Raw genomic sequence first — 20,179 nt, 5'->3', positions numbered from 1 at the left:
GCTGCCGGGCCGCGCCGATGTTCTCGCAAACCGATTTCACGCACATGGAGCGCGCGCTCGCGCTCGCTTCGAAAGGCATGTACACGACGACGCCGAACCCGCGTGTGGGCTGCGTGCTCGTCAAGAACGGCGAAGTGATCGGCATGGGTTTCACGCAGCCGGCCGGTCAGGATCACGCCGAGGTTCGCGCGCTGAAGGACGCGCGCTCGCGCGGCAAGGATCCGCGCGGCGCCACGGCCTATGTGACGCTCGAACCGTGCAGTCATTTCGGGCGCACGCCGCCGTGCGCGCACGCGCTCATCGACGCGCGCGTCGAGAAGGTGATCGCGGCGATGGAAGATCCGAATCCGGCGGTGTCCGGACGAGGTCTCACCATGTTGCGCGATGCGGGCATCGACGTGCGCTGCGGACTGCTCGCGAACGAAGCGCATGAGCTGAACATCGGCTTCGTGTCGCGCATGACGCGGCGCCGGCCTTGGGTGCGCATGAAGGTTGCGGCCACGCTCGACGGCCGCACCGCGCTGCCGTCCGGCGACAGCCAGTGGATCACCGGCGAGGACGCCCGCGCCGACGGCCACGCGTGGCGCGCCCGCGCCTGCGCCATCCTCACCGGCATCGGCACCGTGCGCGAGGATGATCCGCAACTGACGGTGCGCGCGGTGGATACACCGCGCCAGCCGCAGCGCGTGCTGATCGACAGCCGTCTGGACGTGCCGCCTGCCGCCCGCATTCTCGAAGGCGCGCCGCCATGGATCTTCCATGCCGCCGACGCCGAGCCCGCGCGCGCCGCCGCGCTGCGCGACAAGGGCGTGGACCTGATCGAGATCTCGAACGAGCAGGGCAAGGTGGATCTGCCCGCCATGCTCACGGCGCTCGCGGATCGCGGCATCAACGAACTGCACGTGGAAGCGGGCCACAAGCTGAACGGCTCGCTGCTGCGCGAAGGCTGCGTCGACGAATTGCTGGTCTATCTGGCGCCGAGCCTGCTCGGCAGCGCGCCCGGCATGTTCGACTTCGCGCCGCCCGCCACGCTCGACGCGCGCCCGCATCTGAAATTTCATCGCATCGACCGCTTGGGCGACGATTTGCGCATTCTGGCGCGCTTCGCCGAAGCCAACGTGGCTAGCTGACGGCATTTCGATCCGTCATTTTCTGATTCAAAAGGAACGCTCCAGATGTTCACAGGTATTGTCGCGGCGATGGGCCGCATCGAAAAAGTCACGCCGCTTGGCGCCCAGGACGCGGGCGTTCGCCTGACCATCACGGCCGGCGGGCTCGACCTGAGCGACGTGGAACTCGGCGACAGCATTGCCATTCAGGGCGCCTGCATGACGGTGATCCAGAAGACGCCCGAGTCCTTCGATGTCGATGTGTCGCGCGAAAGCCTGAACAGGACGGTGGGCCTCGGCGAGGCCGGCACCGGCGTGAATCTGGAAAAGGCCTTGCGCGCGCACGACCGCCTGGGCGGCCATCTCGTTTCAGGACACGTGGACGGCCTCGGCGTCGTTTCGAAATTCGAGCCGGTGGGCGAGTCGCACGAATTGCGCATCGTCGCGCCGAAGGAGATCGGCAAGTATCTCGCCTACAAGGGTTCGGTCACGGTGAACGGCGTGAGCCTCACCGTCAACGCCGTCACCGACCGCCCCGATGGCAGCGAGTTTTCGATCAACCTGATCCCGCATACCGTCGAAGTCACGACGCTGAGCGCGCTCAAGGCGGGCAGCCGGGTGAATCTGGAGATCGATCTGATTGCGCGCTATGTGGAACGGATGATGAGCGCGTCGTGACGGCGCCGGCGCCAGTCTCGCGGATCGACACCAGGTACAGCGTCTCCTGCGCGAGCAGGTAGAGCAGCGCATATTCTCCGGACGGCGCGTCGCCGAACTCGTGCACGTACAGTTCGCCGCCCGCCGCCCTCGCCCGCTCCAGCATCTCGACGAGATAGCCCACACAGAGCGCCGCTTCGAACTGCTCCGGAATCTGCCCGGAAACATCGCGCCCCATGCGCGGCGCGGTCCTGAGCTGGGGAAGCACTTCCGTATCCAGGCGTTCGATCAGAAGGTCGAACGCCTCTGCATTACCCGCCTCGATCCACTGCCGCTCGATTTCGAGCAGCCGCGCCTCGAAATAGTCCGTGATGCGCACCGCCGCGCGATCCGGGGAAAGTGCCGGATCCGCAGCGGTCAGCGCCTGTGATCCGTTTCTGTGCTTCATGCTGATCATGGTTGTCACGCCGTGAGAGTTGAGGTCCAGCCAGTCTCTCAGGCCCGGCGCGCGCGCACCATTCGTCCGAATGGCCTAGGAAATTTCCCGTCCGCCGTTCCGTGGATTTCGCCGCCCGCATGGCGGCCGTGGCGTAAAATACGCCCTTTCCCCGAACCGGACCCTTACGGGACGTCATCATGTCGCTCGCCTCCACTCCTGAGATCATCGCTGAACTGAAAGCCGGCCGGATGGTGATCCTCGTCGACGAAGAAGATCGCGAGAATGAAGGCGATCTGATTCTCGCCGCCGAATTCGTCACCCCCGAAGCCATCAACTTCATGGCGAAATACGGCCGCGGCCTGATCTGCCTGACGCTCACCCAAGAGCGCTGCCAGCAGCTCAACCTGCCCCTGATGACGCAGCGCAACGGCACGCAGTACGGCACCGCGTTCACGGTCAGCATCGAGGCCGCCGAGGGCGTCACCACCGGCATTTCGGCCTCGGACCGCGCCCGGACCATCCAGGCGGCGGTCGCGCCGGACGCGCGCGCCGAACACATCGTTCAGCCCGGCCACGTGTTTCCGATCATGGCGCAGCCCGGCGGCGTGCTGGTCCGCGCCGGCCACACGGAAGCAGGCTGCGACCTCACCGCGCTCGCCGGCCTCACACCCGCCGCCGTGATCTGCGAAGTCATCAAGGACGACGGCGAAATGGCTCGCCTGCCGGATCTCATCGAGTTCGGCGAGCAGCACGGCATCAAGATCGGCTCGATCGCCGACCTGATCCACTATCGCAGCCGCACCGAATCGATCATCGAGAAGGTCTCCGAGCGCACCATGCAGACCGCGCACGGCTCGTTCCGCGCCATCCTGTACCGCGACGAACCCACGCATTCGCCGCACATCGCGCTGGTGCGCGGCACGCCGCGTCCCGAGCAGGAAACGCCGGTGCGCGTGCACGAACCGCTTTCGGTGCTCGACCTGCTCGAAATCGATGCCTCCATGCACTCGTGGACCATCGACGCCGCGATGAAGGAAATCGCCGCGCGCGACCTCGGCGCCATCGTCATGCTCAATTGCGGCGACACGAAGGAACACCTCGTGGCCGTGTTCGAAGCGTTCGACCAGCAGGAAAAGGCCAAGGAACTGCAACGCCGGCCGATCGACTTCAAGACTTATGGCATCGGCGCGCAAATCCTGCGCGACATCGGCGTCGGCAAGATGCAGGTGCTCTCGAATCCGCGCAAGCTCGGCAGCATGTCGGGCTATGGGCTCGAAGTCACCGGCTTCATCCCGATGCCCGGCTGCCCCGCGACCGCCGCGCCCGTCGAGCCGTCCGTCGCCCAGCTGCGCTCGGCCTGACACCGGACCGGACCCGACGCCCCTCTCCAACAGAACCAACGGATTCAATTCATGGAAATCGGACAATATCAGCCGAACCTCGACGGCGACGGCCTGCGCATCGGCATCGTACAGTCGCGCTTCAACGAACCGGTGTGCAACGGCCTCGCCGACGCGTGCATCGAGGAACTGGAGCGTCTCGGCGTGATCGGCGAAGACGTGTTGCTCGTCACCGTCCCCGGCGCGCTGGAAATTCCGCTCGCGCTGCAAAAGCTGGCTGAGTCCGGCCAGTTCGACGCGCTGATCGCGGTCGGCTGCGTCGTGCGCGGCGAGACCTATCACTTCGAACTGGTGTCGAACGAGAACGGCGCGGGCATTTCGCGCATTGCGCTCGACTTCGGCATTCCGGTGGCGAACGCCGTGCTCACGACCGAGAACGACGAGCAGGCCGTCGCGCGCATGACCGAAAAGGGCCGCGATGCCGCGCGCGTCGCGGTTGAAATGGCGAATCTGTCCGTCGCGCTCGAACAGCTCGGCGGCGATGAAGAAGACGAAGACGAAGAAGACGAGGACCGCGCATGAAGAGCGCACGACGCCGTTCGCGCGAGCTCGCGACGCAAGGGCTTTATCAATGGCTGCTGTCCGGTGCGCCCGCCGGTGAAATCGACGCGCAGCTGCGTTCCACGCAAGGTTTCGACAAGGCCGACCAGGAACACCTGGACGCCATCCTGCACGGCGTGATCAAGGAAGCGGACACGTTGTCCGAGCAGTTGCAGCCGTGTCTGGACCGGCCGATCGACCAGTTGTCGCCGGTCGAACGCGCGGTGCTGCTGGTTGCGGCCTTCGAGTTCAAGCATCACATCGACGTGCCGTATCGCGTCGTCATCAATGAAGCGGTGGAACTGACGAAGACCTTCGGCGGCTCGGACGGCTACAAGTACGTCAATGGCGTGCTCGACAAGCTCGCTGTCGCCATGCGTCCCACCGAGGCGCAGGCGCGTGGACGCGGAGCGTAGTAGATGAACCACGCAGCGGAGCCGCTGGTGAGACTGGCGTCGCGGGTTGGCGCCATCGAGCCGTTCTACGTGATGGAGCTGATGAAGCAGGCCCAGGTGCTCGAACGCGCCGGCCGCGACATCATCCACATGAGCATCGGCGAACCGGATTTCACCGCGCCCGAGCCCGTCACCCGCGCCGCCGCCAACGCCCTCACGCGCGGCGTCACGCAGTACACCAACGCGCTCGGCATCCACGCGCTGCGCGAAGCCATTGCGCAGCATTACCGCGATACGTTCGGCCTCGACATCGATCCGGCGCGCATCGTCGTGACGGCGGGCGCATCGGCGGCGCTGCTGCTCGCGTGCATGGCGCTGGTCGATCACGGCGACGAAGTCCTGATGCCCGACCCCTGCTATCCGTGCAACCGGCACTTCGTGTCGGCCGCGGACGGCAAGCCGGTGCTCATTCCGAGCGGTCCGGCGGAACGCTTCCAGCTGACAGCCGGGCATGTCGAGGAATACTGGACCGACAAGACACGCGGCGTACTGCTCGCGTCGCCGTCGAACCCGACGGGCACGTCGATCGAGCCGGATGAACTGCGGCGGATCATCGGCGCGGTGCGTGCGCGCGGCGGCTTCACCATCGTCGACGAGATCTACCAGGGGCTGAGCTACGACGCGAAACCCGTGTCCGCCCTCTCCTTCGGCGACGACGTCGTCACGGTCAACAGCTTCTCGAAGTACTTCAACATGACCGGCTGGCGGCTCGGCTGGCTCGTCGTGCCGCACGCGATGGTCGGCGCGCTCGAAAAACTCTCGCAGAATCTGTTCATCTGCGCGTCGGCGCTTGCGCAACATGCGGCGCTCGCCTGCTTCGAGCCCGAGACGCTCGCGATCTACGAGGCGCGCCGGGGCGAATTCAAACGGCGGCGCGACTACATCGTGCCCGCGCTGCGTTCGCTCGGTTTCGGCGTGCCGGTGGTGCCGGACGGCGCCTTCTATGTCTACGCGGATACCGCCACGGTGCATCATCCCGCCGCCGGCAACAGCGACGCGCTCACGCACGCGATGCTGCATGACGCGGGCGTGGTGCTCGTGCCGGGCACGGACTTCGGGTTTCATGCGCCGCAGCGCTATTTGCGTCTTTCATATGCGACCGCTCATGCGAAGCTCGAAGAGGCGGTGGCTCGGCTGGGGTCCTTGTTCATCCGCTGAACACTCCAGCTTGGCCGAATGAAAAATGGGCACCCTCGGGTGCCCATTTTCATTGGTCAGACGCTTGCGACAGTAATCAGGCGCCGAATTCCGCCGAAGCAACGTGCTTCGTTTCCGTGTCGCCATCGTCCTGCGCGCCCTGCTTCTTCGACGTATCGATCGTCACGTGAACGCGCTTTTCGGGCGTGGCGGACGCCAGCACCTGCTTGGGCGCGGGTTGAACCGGCGCCTGCGGGGCATTGATCGGCACATTGCGGCCGCGTGCGACGTCGCGCAGGCGAGAACGCTCGGCCAGCACCTTGGCGCCGTAGCCGCCGTCGTCCTGCGTCGTCGAGCCGACGTAGAAGCGCAGGCCGCCCGCTACCGAGCCTCCGCGCGCGATGCAATCCTTCAGCACGAGCGCGCCGACCTTGATGTTCGCGAGCGGATCAAGCGCCGCGTGCGAGCCGCCGAAGTACTGGAACTTGTCCGAGTGCACCTTCGACATCACCTGCATCAGACCCTGCGCGCCGACGCCGCTTTCGGCATATGGATTGAAGCCCGATTCGATCGCCATTACGGAGAGCAGCAACAGCGGATCGAGCCCGACTTCGCGGCCCGTATCGAAGGCTGCGCGCACGAGCTCGGTGACCGGCTCTTCCGCCACGCGATAGCGCCGCGCAATGAAGTTCGCGACCAGTTTCTGCTCACGCGTGGAAACCAGCACGCGGTCGTCGCGCGCATCGGCGACGACGCGTTGCGCCGGGATCAGACTCGCCAGCATGCCGACGGACGGCATCGTGCGCGGATCGAGACCGTTCGGCGAAACGGCGAGACTGATGCCGCCGGTCAGCTGGCGGGTGCTGTCGTCGTCGCTGGCAGCCGCACCGAGCGAGGGCGTGACCGCGGCGGGCGCGTTGCCGTTCGCGGCGGGCGCGTCAGCGGCGCTGGCGTGGTTCACGGCCAGGTTCACCGGCAGCATGGCGTCGTTCGCCGGGCGATGCACCGCCGAGAACGGCGGCAGCGGCTGCCCCGCGAGCAGGCGAGCCGGACCGGCCTGCACGGCGGCGGACACGAAAGGCATGACCTTTGCGGCGAGCGTGGTGCGCCACGAAGGCAGCAGCCACAGCGACAACGCCGTGATCACGGCGACGCCGCCGACCAGGCTGAAGAGATGGTGACTCAAACGGCGTCCACGACGCAGCGCGATGCGCACCAGTTGCGCGGCGCGGGTGTCGGAACCCCACGATAACCAAGCGTTCATCGATACTCCCAATGTTGCATGATTAGCGCAGATGAATACGAATAAAGCCCATATCAAAAGCGCAAATCAGACACCGCTCGTTCTTGGCAAGCGTAAGCGGCATCGGGGATACGGCATGCGCCGTCTGGAAGGCCGATCCGGCATGAACACCGGGTTGCGCGGCACGTACTGCATGCCCTGAGTGCGCAGGTGACCTTCGACGCGAAAAACCGGCGTGAGAAACGCCGGCAGTGACAACCAACAGCCATGAGTCGCCGGGCAGGTTCGGCGCAGGCGACGCATGTGCGTCTGTAAAGACCTGAGGCAGCGGTAAAAAGTTTCAAAACCTGCTTTGGATGCCAAGCGATTCTAGCAGGGTTTAATGATCCGTCAATGCTATAGACTTCGGTTTCAATTACTTACAGTTATATTGAACAGTGTTCAGCGCCCGAAAGGCACGTTTTTGCTTCCGTCGACACTGCTTTTCGCTGAATGTCCCCCAACGCACCGACGCGAGCACAGGTAAAATCGACAATCGCCGTGGCGCGCAGCCGTCCCGCCCTGTGCAGAGCTGCCCCGCGGGCGTCCCGAGTTCACCTGCGAGCATCAATGAAATATAAAGACTTGCGCGACTTCACCGCCCGCCTCGAAGCGCTCGGTGAATTGCGCCGCATCCGGCAGTCTGTCTCCCCCGTTCTCGAAATCACCGAAATCTCGGATCGCGTGCTGCGCGCAGGCGGTCCCGCGCTGCTGTTCGAAGCGCCCACCGGCCACACCATGCCCGTGCTGGCCAACCTGTTCGGCACCACGCGGCGAGTCGCGCTGGGCATGGGCATCGAAACGGACGCGCCCGGCAGTGCGGACACGAGCCTTGGCGGCGACGTCGCCGCGCTGGGTTCGCTGCGCGACGTCGGCCGGCTGTTGTCGGCGCTGAAGGAACCCGAGCCGCCGAAAGGCTTGAAGGACGCCGGCAAATTGCTGTCGCTTGCCAAGGCGGTATGGGACATGGCGCCGAAATCGGTGAGCGCGCCGCCGTGCCAGGAAGTCGTGTGGGAAGGCCAGGACGTGGACCTCTATCGCCTGCCGATCCAGACCTGCTGGCCCGGCGACGCCGGACCGCTGCTCACCTGGGGCCTCACGGTCACGCGCGGACCGAACAAGCCGCGCCAGAATCTCGGCATCTACCGGCAGCAACTGCTCGGGCGCAACAAGCTCATCATGCGCTGGCTCGCGCATCGCGGCGGCGCGCTCGATTTCCGTGAGTTCGCGCTGGCGAACCCGGGCAAGCCGTATCCGGTCGCCGTCGTGCTCGGCGCGGATCCGGCAACCATTCTCGGCGCCGTCACGCCGGTGCCGGACTCGTTGTCCGAATATCAGTTCGCGGGGCTCCTGCGCGGCTCGCGCACCGAGCTGGCGAAGTGCCTGACGCCAGGCGTCGACTCGTTGCAGGTGCCGGCGCGCGCGGAGATCGTGCTCGAAGGCTTCATCTATCCACACGACGGCAACCTGCCGGCCGCGCCCGCCGGCGCGCCGCCGCGTCCCTCGACAGGCGCCGCCGCCCGCTACGAACACGCGCTCGAAGGTCCGTACGGCGATCACACCGGGTACTACAACGAACAGGAGTGGTTCCCGGTCTTCACGGTCGAGAAGATCACGATGCGGCGCGACGCGCTGTTCCATTCCACCTATACCGGCAAGCCGCCCGACGAACCGGCGGTGCTCGGCGTCGCGCTGAACGAAGTCTTCGTGCCGCTGCTGCAGAAGCAGTTCACCGAGATCACCGACTTCTATCTGCCGCCTGAGGGCTGCAGCTATCGCATGGCGATCGTGCAGATGAAGAAGAGCTATCCGGGACACGCCAAGCGCGTGATGTTCGGCGTGTGGAGCTTCCTGCGCCAGTTCATGTACACGAAGTTCATCGTCGTGGTGGACGAGGACGTCAACGTGCGCGACTGGAAGGAAGTGATCTGGGCGATCACGACGCGCGTCGATCCCACGCGCGACACCGTCATGGTCGACAACACGCCGATCGACTACCTCGATTTCGCGTCGCCGGTGGCGGGCCTCGGCTCGAAAATGGGCCTCGACGCCACCAACAAGTGGGCCGGCGAGACGAACCGCGAATGGGGCCGTCCCATCGTGATGGACGAGGCGGTGAAACGCCGCGTCGACGGGCTGTGGGCCGAACTCGGGCTCGACGCATGAGCGCGCTTGCAGCGATGCTCTTTCGGGGCGAGATCGTCGAGAACACGCATGCGGCGCACGTCGCCGTCGTCGATGCGCATGGCCGGCTCGTGCATTCGTTCGGCGATCCGCAGCGCATCACCTTGCCGCGCTCGGCGGCGAAGCCGGCGCAGGCGCTTGCCGTGATCGAGACCGGCGCGCTCGAACGCTTCGGCTTCACGGAGGAGGATCTCGCGCTGATGTGCGCCTCGCACAGCAGCGAGCCGCGCCATATCGAACGCGTGCGCGCGATGCTCGCAAAGGCGCAGGCCAGCGAGAGCGACTTGCGCTGCGGCGGCCATCCGCCGATCTCGGACGCCGTGCAGCGCGACTGGATCAAACGCGGCTTCACGCCGACCGCCGTGTGCAGCAACTGCTCGGGCAAGCACGCCGGCATGCTCGCGGGCGCCCGCGCGCTGGGCCTCGCGCTCGCCGACTATCACCTGCCCGGCCATCCGCTGCAGGCGCACGTGAGACGCACGATGGCGCGCGCGGCCGGCTTGCCCGACGATGCAGTGCAATGGGCCATCGACGGCTGCAACCTGCCGACGCCCGCCTTCCCGCTCGCGCATCTCGCGCGGCTCTTCATGACGATCGCCGACGCCCCGCAGGACACGCCGCTCGCACGCATCCACCGGGCGATGACGGCGCATCCCGAACTCGTCGCGGGCGAAGGGCGTTTCTGCACGCTGCTGATGCAGGCCTTCGACGGCACCCTGGTCGGCAAGACCGGCGCGGATGCGTGCTATGCGATCGGCGTGCGGCGCGAGCACGGCACGCTCGGCATCGCGATCAAGGTCGAGGACGGCAATACGGCGGTGCTGAACGCCGTCGTCGTGCACGTGCTCGAACAGCTCGGCATCGGCACTCAGCAGCAGCGCGACGCCCTCGCCGCCTTCCGTCAACCGGTCGTGCGCAACACCATGGGCGTGCCGACCGGCCAGCTCGACGTGCGCTTCACGCTGCATTCCCATCAGGCTTGAACATGCATGCGTGGTCGTTGTTGTCGGACGGATTTTTTCTGTCGCTGTCGCTGTGCCTCGATATCGGCATCGCCAACGTCGCGATCATCTCGCTGGCGTTGTCGCATGGCTTCAGGCCGGGGTTCGTGCTCGGCCTCGGCACCTGTTTCGGCGACCTGTTTTATGCGGCGCTCGCGCTGCTCGGCATGGCGGCGCTGCTGCAGTTCCCTGCCGTGCGCTGGGTGGTGTGGATCGGCGGCGCCGTCGTGCTGTTGTTCCTCACGTGGAAGATGGCGCGCGAGGCGCTCGATCCGGCCTCCGCGCCGCCCGTCGAAGGCGAGGCGGATCTCGCCGTGCCACGTCCCCGGCACTGGAAGGGCTTCGTGCGCGGCTGCCTGCTGGCGGTGTCGTCGCCGAGCGCGATCCTGTGGTTCGCGGCCGTCGGCGGCGCGCTCATCGCCAAGGCGGGCGCGACCAGCGCCGTCAGCGCGTCCCTGTTCCTGACGGGCTTCTTTTGCGGCGGCCTCGCCTGGACACTCTTCATCTGCACGCTGGCAAGCCACGGCCGCAAACGCGCCGGCACGCGGCTGCTGCGCGCGTGTCATGTGATGTCGGCGGTGCTTTTCGCGTACTTCGCGTATAGCGTGATCGTCAATGGATACCGCGACCTGATCGTGCACGCGGCAAGCTGACCCTGCCTTCCTCGGCGCCTTCAGGCAAGGTACTGCGAGAGCTTCGCGAGATCGACATTGCCGCCCGACACGATCACGCCCACGCGCTTGCCCTCGACCGGCACGATCTTCTGCAGGACCGCCGCCGCCGCGAGACAACCCGTTGGCTCGACCACCATCTTCATGCGCTGGGCGAAGAAGCGCAGCGTCTCGATCAGTTGCGCATCGCTCACCGTGACGATGCGCTCCACGTGCTCGCGGATGATCGGAAAGTTATAAGCGCCGACATGCGTGGCCGCGGCGCCATCGGCGATGGTGCGCGGCACGTCGATAGTCACGATCTCGCCGCGCGCCAGCGACTGTTGCGCGTCATTGCCCGCTTCCGGTTCGACGCCTATCACCTTGCAGTCCGGCGCCAGCGCGGCCGCCGCGAGCGCGCATCCGCCGATCAGCCCGCCGCCGCCGAGACACACGAACAGATAGTCGAGCGGTCCGGTTTCCTCGATCAGCTCTTTTGCCGCCGTGCCCTGGCCCGCGATCACGTGCGGATGGTCATAGGGCGGAATGAGCGTCATGCCGCGCTCGTCGGCGAGTTGCCGGCCGATCTCCTCGCGGTTCTGCGTATAGCGGTCGTAGGTGATGACCTCGCCGCCATAGCCGCGTGTGGCTTCCATTTTTGCGGCCGGCGCGTCCTCGGGCATGACGATGGCCGCGCGTATGCCCGCGAGCCGCGCCGACAGCGCAATGGCCTGCGCATGATTGCCCGAAGAGTAAGTGATGACGCCGGCCGCGCGCTGGCGGGCGTCGAAGTGCGACAGGGCGTTCCATGCGCCACGGAACTTGAACGCGCCCATGCGCTGGAAGTTTTCGCACTTGAAGAAGAGGGAGGCGCCGGCGATGTCGTCAGCGGTGCGCGACGTCAGGACCGGCGTGCGATGCGCGAAGCCTTCGAGGCGCCGGGCGGCATCGGCGACGTCATCGTAGGTGGGGGCGGGAAGGGAGGTCATCGGCGGCAACCTGTGCTGGGAGGAAGCGGGAAGGAAGTGGCATTGTCCCAGTTTATGCCGCCCTGCTCCGGGTGCCGGAAACAGCAAGGGCGATGCGCTTTGAAACGCATCGCCCTGTTTTCAGGCTGGTGGTCGGTTGGGCTCAATAACGGTAGTAACCCGGACCGTGCCGATAGTATCCGTGGTGCCGGTAATACGGCCGGCCGTAATAGCCGTAACCGCCATAGACCACCGGGGGCGGCGGCGCATACACCACCGGCGGCGGCGCGACGTAGACAGGCGGCGGCGCCACATATACCGGCGCGGGCGGCGCAGCATAGACCGGATAGGCCGGCACCCCGATGCCGACGCCAATCGACACATGCGCCTGAGCCGCACTCATGAACCCGACGCCGAGCGCGCCGGCCACCAACACACTACCGAGCTTTTTCACTTTCGTTCTCCTCGCCGCTTCGCATCGTTTCCGGCTTGCGCGGAACATGAGCGACGGTACGAAACGAATTTAACGAAAATGCATATTTATCGCTGAGACCATTTGTTGCAAATTGCAAGTTCCTTAACGCTGATTTAGCAGCGAAAGCCGCGCGCGATTCGGCTGATCAGGTGGAATCGCCCGCCGAAGCGGTTCTCGCCGTCAGCGTGAATCCATGCATGGATGGAAAGGAAAGAATGCGTAACGTCTGATTACAAATGAACGAAAAAGCCCCGTCGAACGTCTTCGACGGGGCTTCGATGTGCGGTCGTGAGAGCGTCGTGCGTTGCGCCCTCAACCCACCTTCACATAAGCAAACTCGCGCGTGACATTGGGCGGCACGTAGGCGCCGCTGATGACGACACGGGGCGTCAGGCGCTTCTTCTGATCCCACCAGCAGCGGCGCTGGGTCTGGCTCAAGAAACGCAGATGCTTCCGGTACGAAAAAATGCTCATGGCAACCTCCGAACGTAGCGAATGAAACCTGAGGAAGAGGTTGAAGGCCGGTTGCGCCTGCCTCTTCGATCGAATCCTTCTTTTCTTTAGTATTTCGCGCTGTCCTCGCTCACTTCGTACGCCAGGGAACTCAACACTTGGCATCCACGTGGGCTTGACCACATTCAGCAGAATCCATGCCGTTCTGGCCCGCAACTGCGCGTCGCACGATGGGCCGTCGAACATCGGACGCACCGCTCCGCGTCCGTTTCACTTTATGCAGTCTATCCTGCCAGCATTGCGTGACGCGCGCTGTCGACCCGCGTGTCGAAATCGCAACATGCGCCGCAAATCGGCTTCCAATCGGCCGGGATTCTGAAATTTACGACTTGCTTTCATTTGACTGCCAGGGAAATGAAAATGTCGTCGTTGGCGCAAGCGCCTTGCCGCCCCCAATCGGGACGGCAGCCGTGTTAAGGTGACGACCGGCGCCCCACCGAGAAGGCCCGGTGGGCGGGGAAGTCAAGTCGCCATGAACAGGAAGTCGCGATGTTTCAGGGTCCGCCCCGCGGGAGCTGGCGAGTATTAAGACTCGTCGCGCGCCGCTTCGGCCGGTGACGGTTCGCGACAGCCTGGTAAAACACTCCCGTCCCGAGAATGAACAATGATCAAGGTCAAGCATCCCGAATCGCGCCGCGCGAGCGTGCGGCCCGCTGCCGCAGCCGGCGCCCGTGCCCGCCGCGCACGGAGATGCGGGCTCCATCGCTAGTCCCTGGCATCGTTCGTTTCAAGCTTCTTTCAGTCGACCCGACGCAGCCGCCACGCTGCACACGCAAACAAGAGGACCCGAGATGTTCGGCGAGATCGCCCGTTTTCTGCTCAGCACCGTTTTCACCCTGTTCGGCGCGGCGCTGCTGCTGCGCGCATGGATGCAGGTCGTGCGCATGCCGCCCTACAACCCGGTTTCCAATGCCGTGATGCAGGCCACCAACTGGATCGTGCTGCCGCTGCGCAAGATCCTGCCAGGCGGCAAGATCGACTGGGCCAGCATTCTCGCGGCGCTGATCGCCGCCGCTGTCTACGTCACGCTGATGGTCGTGCTCGCCGGCGTCGACCCGACGCTCATGCTGCCGATGCTCGCGCTCGTCGCCGTGCTGACTGTCATCAAGTGGGCGCTGAACCTCATCATCTGGATGACGATCCTGATGGCGCTGCTGTCGTGGCTCAACCCGCAGTCGCCGGCCATGCCGCTGCTCTTTCAGATCACCGCGCCGTTCCTCGACCCGCTGCGACGCATCCTGCCGCGGCTCGGCGGCATCGACCTTTCGCCGATCCTGCTGTTCGTCATCGTGCAGGTACTGCTGATGGTGGTGACGCGCGTGGCGGTATCGATGACGCTGTTCGGCATCTGAGCGGCGCACGCAATTGCGCCTGCGAAGGCGTTGCGCTTACAATTGCGTGCTCGAGCTTCGGCTCAAAGCGGGCGTCGTATAATGGCCATTACCGTAGCTTCCCAAGCTACAGACGTGGGTTCGATTCCCATCGCCCGCTCCAGGTTTCTCAGCACCAACCACATCAGAACACCCGGCAAAAGCCGCCTCCAGTGTCACACTCGGGCGGCTTTTTGATTTCCAGCATTGCCTCGCCATGAATCAAGATCCCGAGAACGAAGCCGCCGACGGCGCCCCCGACCTTCCCGCCTCCGCCGACGATCCCTCGACGCTGCGGCACCGGCGCATCCGCAGTTTCGTCACGCGGGCGGGCCGCGTATCGATAGGACAGCAGCGCGCGCTCGACGAACTCGGTCCGCGCTACGTCGTGCCCTACGCGCCGCAAGCGGCGGACTGGAATGCCCTCTTCGGCCGCGAGGCGCCGCGCGTGCTGGAGATCGGCTTCGGCATGGGCGCGACGACAGCGGAGATCGCGGCCACGCGTCCCGGCGATGACTTCATCGGCGTGGAAGTGCACGAGCCGGGCGTCGGCGCGCTGCTCAAGCTGATCGGCGAGCAAGGACTCGGCAACATCCGCATCCTGCAGCACGACGCCGTGGAAGTGCTCGAGCACATGATCGCGCCGGACAGCCTCGACGGCGTGCACATCTATTTCCCCGATCCGTGGCACAAGGCGCGTCACCACAAGCGTCGCCTGATCCAGCCGAAGTTCGTCGCGCTGCTCGTCTCGCGCATGAGGCCGGGCGGCTATCTGCATCTCGCGACCGACTGGCAGAACTACGCGGAACAGATGCTCGAAGTCCTTTCGGCAGAACCCGCGCTCGAGAACACCGCCGACGGCTACGCGCCGCGTCCCGACTTCCGGCCGGTCACGAAGTTCGAGCGGCGCGGACTGCGCCTCGGACACGGCGTGTGGGACCTGATGTTCCGACGTCGCTGAACGCAAAAAAGCCACGGCATGCCGTGGCTTTTTTATCGCGCAAAGGGATTCAATCGGCCCAGCTCAGCCCGCCGCTGTAGCCCACGATCAGGATCAGCAGCCCGAAGCCGATGCGGTACCACGCGAACGCCGTGAAGTCGTGCGAGGCGACATAGCGCAGCAGCCAGCGCACGCACACGAACGCGCTGATGAACGCCGCCACGAGCCCGATCGCGAACAAGCCAATATCGCCGACGGTCAGCGTGCGCCAGTACTTGGCCATTTCGTAGAGCGTCGCGCCGAAGATGATCGGGATGGCGAGGAAGAACGAGAACTCCGTGGCAACGCGCCGCTCGAGCCCGAACAGCATGCCGCCGATGATCGTCGCCCCCGAACGCGACGTGCCGGGGATCAACGCGAAGCATTGGGCGAGACCGACCTTGAAGGCATCGGCATAGGCGAGTTCGTCGACCGAGATCACGCGCGGCGCCACGGCGCGTTCCCGCTGGCGCGATTCGGCCCAGAGAATCACGATGCCGCCGACGATCAGCGCCACCGACACCGGCACCGGCGAGAACAGCACCGCCTTGATGTGCTTTTCCAGCAGCAAGCCCAGCACGATGGCCGGAATGGTCGCGATGATGACGTTGAGCGTGAAGCGCCGCGCATCGGTACGACTCGGCAGCCCGGTCACGACCGAGCCGATCTTCGCGCGATATTCCCAGCAGATGGCGAGAATCGCGCCGAACTGGATGACGACGTCAAAGGTTTTCGATTGCGCGTCGGTGAAATTCAGCAGACTCCCAGCAACGATCAGATGCCCCGTGCTTGAAACCGGCAGGAATTCGGTCAAGCCTTCCACGACGCCCAGAACGAGCGCCTTCACCATCAGTATCCAGTCCATCCGCAACCCTTGTTCGCCGATACAGCTGTTGTTTGTCAAGCACCGTACAGGCGGATGTCGGCTTACTTCTCGACGATCTGCGCACGTATGCCGTTTGTAAGGACTGTGATTGTACCGGGTTCGTAAGACACCCCGGCGAACTGGAGTTCTTCGGGCTTGAAGGTGTGGATCTGATAGCGGTCGAGCAGCTGGGCCGCGAGTTGCGCACCGACCGATGCAATCTGTTGGTTGTACTGCCCGGCGTCACCGGTGAACTGCGCGTCGTCAACAGATGGCGCGACGAGAATCACCGAACGGCTGGGGGCATCGTAGGCCAGTTGCGTGGAGAGCGTGAACGTGCCGGCCACGGGATTGGGCATGAAGGGCGTCGCGAGTCGGGCATCGACGCGCACCGTCACGCGATTGCGATCCGGCGCCATGCCGACGACCGGATTGCTCAGCACGACATCGAAAATCTGCGAGGCCGTGCGTTGCAGCGGGAACTTGCGGGCTACGGCTTCCTGGACCTGCTGCGTCGAAAATGTGTAGTGATCCGGAATGAACGGGAAGATGGAGTTCGACGCCGCGCGGGCGGTCGATGTGAGAGCGAGCGTGGGCAGCGACAGCGCTGCCAGCACGAACCGGCGCCGCAGCGGCGCGACGGTGTGCGTCATGCGTATTCCTCCAGTGCTGGGTTCTTCGATGCGTTGCGCCGGATGGCGCGGTTCGATGCGGTTCGGCTTTTGGACCATCGATCAGCGGGACAGTTGCGTCGCGTGGGGCTGCGTAACCCGTTCGAGCGTTTCGATCCACCGAAGCGCAAATTCGCGCGACTCGCCGCACATCTCCGCCGAAGGCTGCAAGCCGCTGCAGCACGCCGGCCTGCGCGGATCGCCGAAGATCGCGCAGCGCAGATCATCGCCGAGCTGCACGCAGCGTTCGCCCGCACGCTTGCCATGCGGCATGCCCGGAATCGGGCTGGAGATGGAAGGCGCGATGCAGCACGCACCGCAGCCCTCGCGGCAGGCGTGAGGCGAAGAGTCGATCGACATGGCGATAAGGAAACGCGCGAACACAAAAAGGCGAAAGCCGCATTGTCCCACGCCGCGTCTTGCGATCCGTCAAACCGGGCATGCCGTTCTGCGACCCTGGCGCGCACGTCCGGCGCCCGACGCCGCCCTACACTCGAACGAATTCCAGAGGCCCGCCATGACATCCGCCGCTCCGTTCTTCCGCCCCGATCTGCTCGCCCGCTACGACGCTCGCGGGCCGCGCTACACGTCGTATCCAACCGCCGTGCAGTTCACCGACACCTTCGATCCCGCTCACTATCGCGCGGCCGCCCGCCGCGGCCAGCCGCACGAAGCGCTGTCGCTGTACCTGCACATCCCGTTCTGCGACACCGTCTGTTTCTATTGCGGCTGCAACAAGGTCGCGACGAAAAATCGCGCGCATGCCCGGCCCTACCTCGAACGCCTGAAGCGCGAACTGGCGCTGCAGGCCACATTGTTCGATCCCGCGCGCCCCGTCACGCAGCTGCACTGGGGCGGCGGCACGCCGACTTTCCTCGCGCACGACGAGATGGCCGAACTGATGGCGGCCACGCGCGAGCACTTCAATCTCGTGCCCGACGAGCACGCGGAATTTTCGATCGAAATCGATCCTCGCGAGGCCTCGGCGGATACGGTCGCGCTGCTGCGCGAACTCGGCTTCAACCGCCTGAGCCTCGGCGTGCAGGACTTCGACGAACGCGTGCAGCGCGCCGTCAACCGCATCCAGCCGCGCGCGCTGACCGAGCGCGTGCTCGATGCCGCCCGCCGGCACGGCTTCCGCTCGGTCAGCGCCGATCTCATCTACGGCCTGCCGCATCAGAGCGTCGAGAGCTTTTCGCGCACGCTCGACGCACTCATCGCGATGCGGCCGGATCGCGTCAGCGTGTTCGGCTACGCGCACCTGCCGGAACTCTTCAAGATGCAGCGGCGCATCGACGCCACCGCGCTGCCGTCGCCGGCCGTGCGCCTCGCGATCCTCGAACGCGTGATCGCGCGCATGAGCGAGGCGGGCTATGTGTACATCGGCATGGATCACTTCGCGCTGCCGGACGACGAACTCGCCCGCGCGCACGCGGCGGGCACGCTCCAGCGCAACTTCCAGGGCTACAGCACGCAGGCGGATTGCGATCTGATCGGCATCGGCGCTTCGTCGATCGGCAAGGTTGGCGACGTCTACGCGCAGAACGCGCGCACGCTCGCCGACTACGCGGCAGCGATCGATGCGGGCACGCTCGCGATCGCGCGTGGCGTGCGCCTCTCGCCCGACGATCAATTGCGCCGCGACCTGATCATGCGCGTCATGTGCGGCGGCGAGCTGCGTTTCGACGAAGTCGCGCAGGCGCACGGCATCGAGTTTCCGGCGGTCTTCGCGGACGAACTCGAACGCCTCGCGCCGATGGCCGACGACGGCCTCATCGAACTCTCGCGCGACGCGCTTCGGGTACTGCCCGCGGGACGCATGCTGGTGCGCAATGTCGCGTCGGTGTTCGACCGTTATCTGGGACAGACCGGCACGCAGCGCTTCTCGCGCACGCTCTGAAGGAAAGTCGGGCATCGGTGAGGCTCCAGGAAGCGTATTTCTTACCTTGCTGGCTTAGAATGACAGCCACTCCGGGCGCCGGAGCCGCAGGCACTGCAAGCAAGACTCCGCGCCCGTCCATTCACGCCGATGCGAAGCGCCGGGACGGTCGAAGGCGCATCGCGAACGGCCCTGCCGCCGCCACCTCATGCCCAGCCCCTCGCCGCAGTTCGCTCCGCTCGCCCAACTCGCCGCCGATCTCCACGCCGGCCGCACGACCAGCCGCGCGCTGGTCGAGACGGCCTTGGAACGGATCGCCGATCCCGCGGGCCAGGGCTCGACCGTCTTCCTGCACGTCGATGCCGATCAGGCCCGTGCCGCCGCCGACGCCCACGACGCGCTGCGCCGCGCCGGCACCGTGCTGTCGCCGCTGGCCGGCATTCCGGTGTCCATCAAGGATCTCTTTGATATCGAAGGCCAGGTGACGCGCGCCGGCTCGACCGCGCTGAACGACCACGCGCCCGCCCGCGCCGACGCCGTGGCGGTCGCCCGCCTGCGCCGCGCGGGCGCGGTGCTGATCGGCCGCACCAACATGAGCGAGTTCGCGTTCTCGGGCCTCGGGCTCAATCCGCACTACGGCACGCCGCATTCGCCGTGGCGCGCCGACGTGCCGGGCGACGCGCGCATCGCGGGCGGTTCGTCGTCGGGGGCGGCGGCCTCGGTCGCGGACGGCATGGCCGCCGTCGCGCTCGGCACCGACACCGGCGGCTCGATCCGCATTCCGTCGGCGCTGTGCGGCATCACCGGCTTCAAGCCCACCGCCAGCCGCATCCCGAAGCAAGGCGGCATTCCGCTCTCCCGCACACTCGATTCGTTCGGACCGATCGGCGTCTCGGTGGCCTGCTGCGCGCTGGTGGACCGCATTCTCGCGGGCCGCGAGCCCGGCGTGCCCGCCGCCCGTCCGCTCGATGGCGTGCGCCTCGGCGTGCTGACGAACTACGTGACGGACGGCGTCGAGGCGCCGGTCGCCGGCGCGGTCGCCGCGGCCATCGATCATCTGGCGGCGGCGGGCGCGGTGGTCGAAGACGTGCGTTTCGCGCCGCTCGACCGGCTGCCGGAGATCAACCGCTATCCGCTGGTCGCGATCGAAGCCTTTGCCTGGCACCGGAAGCTGATGGCCGAACGCGGCGCGCAATACGATCCGCGCGTGCTGGCCCGGCTGAAGCGCGCCGAAGCGGCGAGCGCCGCCGACTACATCGACCTGTGCGAGGCCCGCGCCGCGATGATCGAGGAAGCACGCACGACGCTCTGGCAGCGCTTCGACGCGATCGTCTGCCCGACCGTGCCGGTGCTGCCGCCGCGCATCGCCGACCTCGACGCCGACGACGACCTCTTCACGCGGACCAACGCGCTCATCCTGCGCAATCCGACCACCTTCAATTTCCTCGATGCCTGCGGCCTGTCGCTGCCGTGTCACCCGCGCGGCGACGCGCCCGTCGGCCTGATGCTGGCCGGCGCGCCGAACGCCGACGACGCGTTGCTGTCCATCGGGCGCGCGGTCGAAGCCGTACTCGCCACGACGCGCTGAAGCGGCGGCGCGGCGTC

At 66.0% G+C, this 20,179-nt stretch carries 21 protein-coding genes and 1 tRNA gene; 14 read left to right on the top strand and 8 right to left on the bottom strand.

The genetic code is table 11. The features are described 5' to 3' along the window. Window positions 1-17: 17 nt before the first annotated feature. Together ribD and QCE69_RS03625 are read left to right on the top strand one after the other, a co-directional pair. Window positions 18-1,130, top strand: coding sequence for a bifunctional diaminohydroxyphosphoribosylaminopyrimidine deaminase/5-amino-6-(5-phosphoribosylamino)uracil reductase RibD (gene ribD, locus QCE69_RS03630; protein WP_309914592.1), 1,113 nt, complete (start codon window positions 18-20; stop codon window positions 1,128-1,130). A 45-nt stretch (window positions 1,131-1,175) separates the two neighbouring features. Further along, window positions 1,176-1,787 carry a riboflavin synthase gene (locus QCE69_RS03625; RefSeq protein WP_309929505.1) on the top strand — a complete coding sequence of 204 codons (612 nt, stop codon included), beginning with the start codon at window positions 1,176-1,178 and terminating at the stop codon, window positions 1,785-1,787. Here the strand turns inward: QCE69_RS03625 and QCE69_RS03620 are convergent. After that, window positions 1,711-2,223: a hypothetical protein gene (locus QCE69_RS03620; RefSeq protein WP_309914585.1), complete on the bottom strand. Its 513-nt coding sequence runs from the start codon at window positions 2,221-2,223 to the stop codon at window positions 1,711-1,713. The two genes, QCE69_RS03625 and QCE69_RS03620, sit on opposite strands and share 77 nt — an antisense overlap. 179 nt (window positions 2,224-2,402) lie before the next feature. Here QCE69_RS03620 and ribBA point away from each other — a divergent pair, with 179 nt between their 5' ends. From ribBA to QCE69_RS03600, 4 genes are read left to right on the top strand one after another with little or no spacing between them, the layout of a single operon-like run. After that, a complete protein-coding gene (gene ribBA / locus QCE69_RS03615; RefSeq protein WP_309914583.1) occupies window positions 2,403-3,566 on the top strand; it encodes a bifunctional 3,4-dihydroxy-2-butanone-4-phosphate synthase/GTP cyclohydrolase II in 1,164 nt (387 codons plus the stop codon). Window positions 3,567-3,617: 51 nt separating this feature from the next. Beyond that, window positions 3,618-4,127 carry a 6,7-dimethyl-8-ribityllumazine synthase gene (gene ribH, locus QCE69_RS03610; protein WP_309807635.1) on the top strand — a complete coding sequence of 170 codons (510 nt, stop codon included), beginning with the start codon at window positions 3,618-3,620 and terminating at the stop codon, window positions 4,125-4,127. Further along, window positions 4,124-4,561 carry a transcription antitermination factor NusB gene (gene nusB, locus QCE69_RS03605; RefSeq protein ID WP_309807634.1) on the top strand — a complete coding sequence of 146 codons (438 nt, stop codon included), beginning with the start codon at window positions 4,124-4,126 and terminating at the stop codon, window positions 4,559-4,561. The genes ribH and nusB overlap by 4 nt, the downstream gene beginning before the upstream one ends. Window positions 4,562-4,564: 3 nt before the next feature. Beyond that, entirely contained in the window at window positions 4,565-5,758 is a 1,194-nt protein-coding gene (locus QCE69_RS03600; RefSeq protein ID WP_309929504.1) for a pyridoxal phosphate-dependent aminotransferase, read from the top strand. Between the two features lie 76 nt (window positions 5,759-5,834). Here QCE69_RS03600 and QCE69_RS03595 read toward each other — a convergent pair whose 3' ends face one another. Beyond that, the gene (locus QCE69_RS03595; protein WP_309914573.1) at window positions 5,835-7,001 is read right to left on the bottom strand and encodes a transglycosylase SLT domain-containing protein; all 1,167 of its coding nucleotides are present in this window, start codon (window positions 6,999-7,001) and stop codon (window positions 5,835-5,837) included. Between the two features lie 588 nt (window positions 7,002-7,589). On the opposite strand from QCE69_RS03595, the gene QCE69_RS03590 reads away from it, so the two are divergent. The 3 genes from QCE69_RS03590 to QCE69_RS03580 are packed head-to-tail and all read left to right on the top strand — an operon-like array spanning window position 7,590 to window position 10,857. Then, window positions 7,590-9,185: a UbiD family decarboxylase gene (locus QCE69_RS03590; protein WP_309914571.1), complete on the top strand. Its 1,596-nt coding sequence runs from the start codon at window positions 7,590-7,592 to the stop codon at window positions 9,183-9,185. Beyond that, entirely contained in the window at window positions 9,182-10,186 is a 1,005-nt protein-coding gene (locus QCE69_RS03585) for an asparaginase (protein ID WP_309929502.1), read from the top strand. Before QCE69_RS03590 ends, QCE69_RS03585 begins: the two co-directional genes overlap by 4 nt. Before the next feature lie 2 nt (window positions 10,187-10,188). Then, a complete protein-coding gene (locus tag QCE69_RS03580; protein ID WP_309929501.1) occupies window positions 10,189-10,857 on the top strand; it encodes a LysE family transporter in 669 nt (222 codons plus the stop codon). A 20-nt stretch (window positions 10,858-10,877) separates the two neighbouring features. Here the strand turns inward: QCE69_RS03580 and QCE69_RS03575 are convergent, their stop codons facing one another. From QCE69_RS03575 to QCE69_RS03565, 3 genes are all read right to left on the bottom strand, one after another. After that, window positions 10,878-11,843: a threo-3-hydroxy-L-aspartate ammonia-lyase gene (locus tag QCE69_RS03575; RefSeq protein WP_309929499.1), complete on the bottom strand. Its 966-nt coding sequence runs from the start codon at window positions 11,841-11,843 to the stop codon at window positions 10,878-10,880. Window positions 11,844-11,985: 142 nt separating this feature from the next. Continuing rightward, on the bottom strand, window positions 11,986-12,276 hold the full coding sequence (locus tag QCE69_RS03570) for a hypothetical protein (protein WP_309929497.1): 291 nt from the start codon (window positions 12,274-12,276) through the stop codon (window positions 11,986-11,988). A 333-nt stretch (window positions 12,277-12,609) separates the two neighbouring features. Next, window positions 12,610-12,771 (bottom strand): hypothetical protein, encoded by a 162-nt coding sequence (locus QCE69_RS03565; protein ID WP_309807623.1) that lies wholly within the window; start codon window positions 12,769-12,771, stop codon window positions 12,610-12,612. Between the two features lie 830 nt (window positions 12,772-13,601). Between QCE69_RS03565 and QCE69_RS03560 the strand changes: the two genes are divergently transcribed. The 3 genes from QCE69_RS03560 to trmB all read left to right on the top strand — a co-directional run bounded on the left by QCE69_RS03560 (window position 13,602) and on the right by trmB (window position 15,141). Further along, on the top strand, window positions 13,602-14,162 hold the full coding sequence (locus tag QCE69_RS03560; protein ID WP_309914558.1) for a YggT family protein: 561 nt from the start codon (window positions 13,602-13,604) through the stop codon (window positions 14,160-14,162). Between the two features lie 67 nt (window positions 14,163-14,229). Beyond that, window positions 14,230-14,304: transfer RNA gene (locus QCE69_RS03555), tRNA-Gly, on the top strand. A 93-nt stretch (window positions 14,305-14,397) separates the two neighbouring features. Further along, the gene (gene trmB / locus QCE69_RS03550) at window positions 14,398-15,141 is read left to right on the top strand and encodes a tRNA (guanosine(46)-N7)-methyltransferase TrmB (protein ID WP_309929496.1); all 744 of its coding nucleotides are present in this window, start codon (window positions 14,398-14,400) and stop codon (window positions 15,139-15,141) included. Between the two features lie 49 nt (window positions 15,142-15,190). Here trmB and QCE69_RS03545 read toward each other — a convergent pair whose 3' ends face one another. The 3 genes from QCE69_RS03545 to QCE69_RS03535 form a co-directional block, all read right to left on the bottom strand. Continuing rightward, on the bottom strand, window positions 15,191-16,024 hold the full coding sequence (locus QCE69_RS03545) for an undecaprenyl-diphosphate phosphatase (RefSeq protein WP_309929494.1): 834 nt from the start codon (window positions 16,022-16,024) through the stop codon (window positions 15,191-15,193). Window positions 16,025-16,086: 62 nt separating this feature from the next. Next, the gene (locus tag QCE69_RS03540) at window positions 16,087-16,677 is read right to left on the bottom strand and encodes a DUF1439 domain-containing protein (RefSeq protein ID WP_309929492.1); all 591 of its coding nucleotides are present in this window, start codon (window positions 16,675-16,677) and stop codon (window positions 16,087-16,089) included. 81 nt (window positions 16,678-16,758) lie between these two features. Next, window positions 16,759-17,055 carry a YkgJ family cysteine cluster protein gene (locus tag QCE69_RS03535; RefSeq protein WP_309914549.1) on the bottom strand — a complete coding sequence of 99 codons (297 nt, stop codon included), beginning with the start codon at window positions 17,053-17,055 and terminating at the stop codon, window positions 16,759-16,761. A gap of 157 nt (window positions 17,056-17,212) precedes the next feature. On the opposite strand from QCE69_RS03535, the gene hemN reads away from it, so the two are divergent. Together hemN and QCE69_RS03525 are read left to right on the top strand one after the other, a co-directional pair. Beyond that, entirely contained in the window at window positions 17,213-18,595 is a 1,383-nt protein-coding gene (hemN, locus tag QCE69_RS03530) for an oxygen-independent coproporphyrinogen III oxidase (RefSeq protein WP_309929490.1), read from the top strand. 187 nt (window positions 18,596-18,782) lie between these two features. Further along, window positions 18,783-20,162: an amidase gene (locus QCE69_RS03525; protein ID WP_309929488.1), complete on the top strand. Its 1,380-nt coding sequence runs from the start codon at window positions 18,783-18,785 to the stop codon at window positions 20,160-20,162. Window positions 20,163-20,179 lie beyond the last annotated feature (17 nt).

The sequence above is a fragment of the Caballeronia sp. LZ032 genome (genome assembly GCF_031451315.1).
GTDB lineage: Bacteria > Pseudomonadota > Gammaproteobacteria > Burkholderiales > Burkholderiaceae > Caballeronia.
Note: the sequence above shows the minus strand (reverse complement) of the source record. Positions and strands in the feature narration are given on the sequence as shown.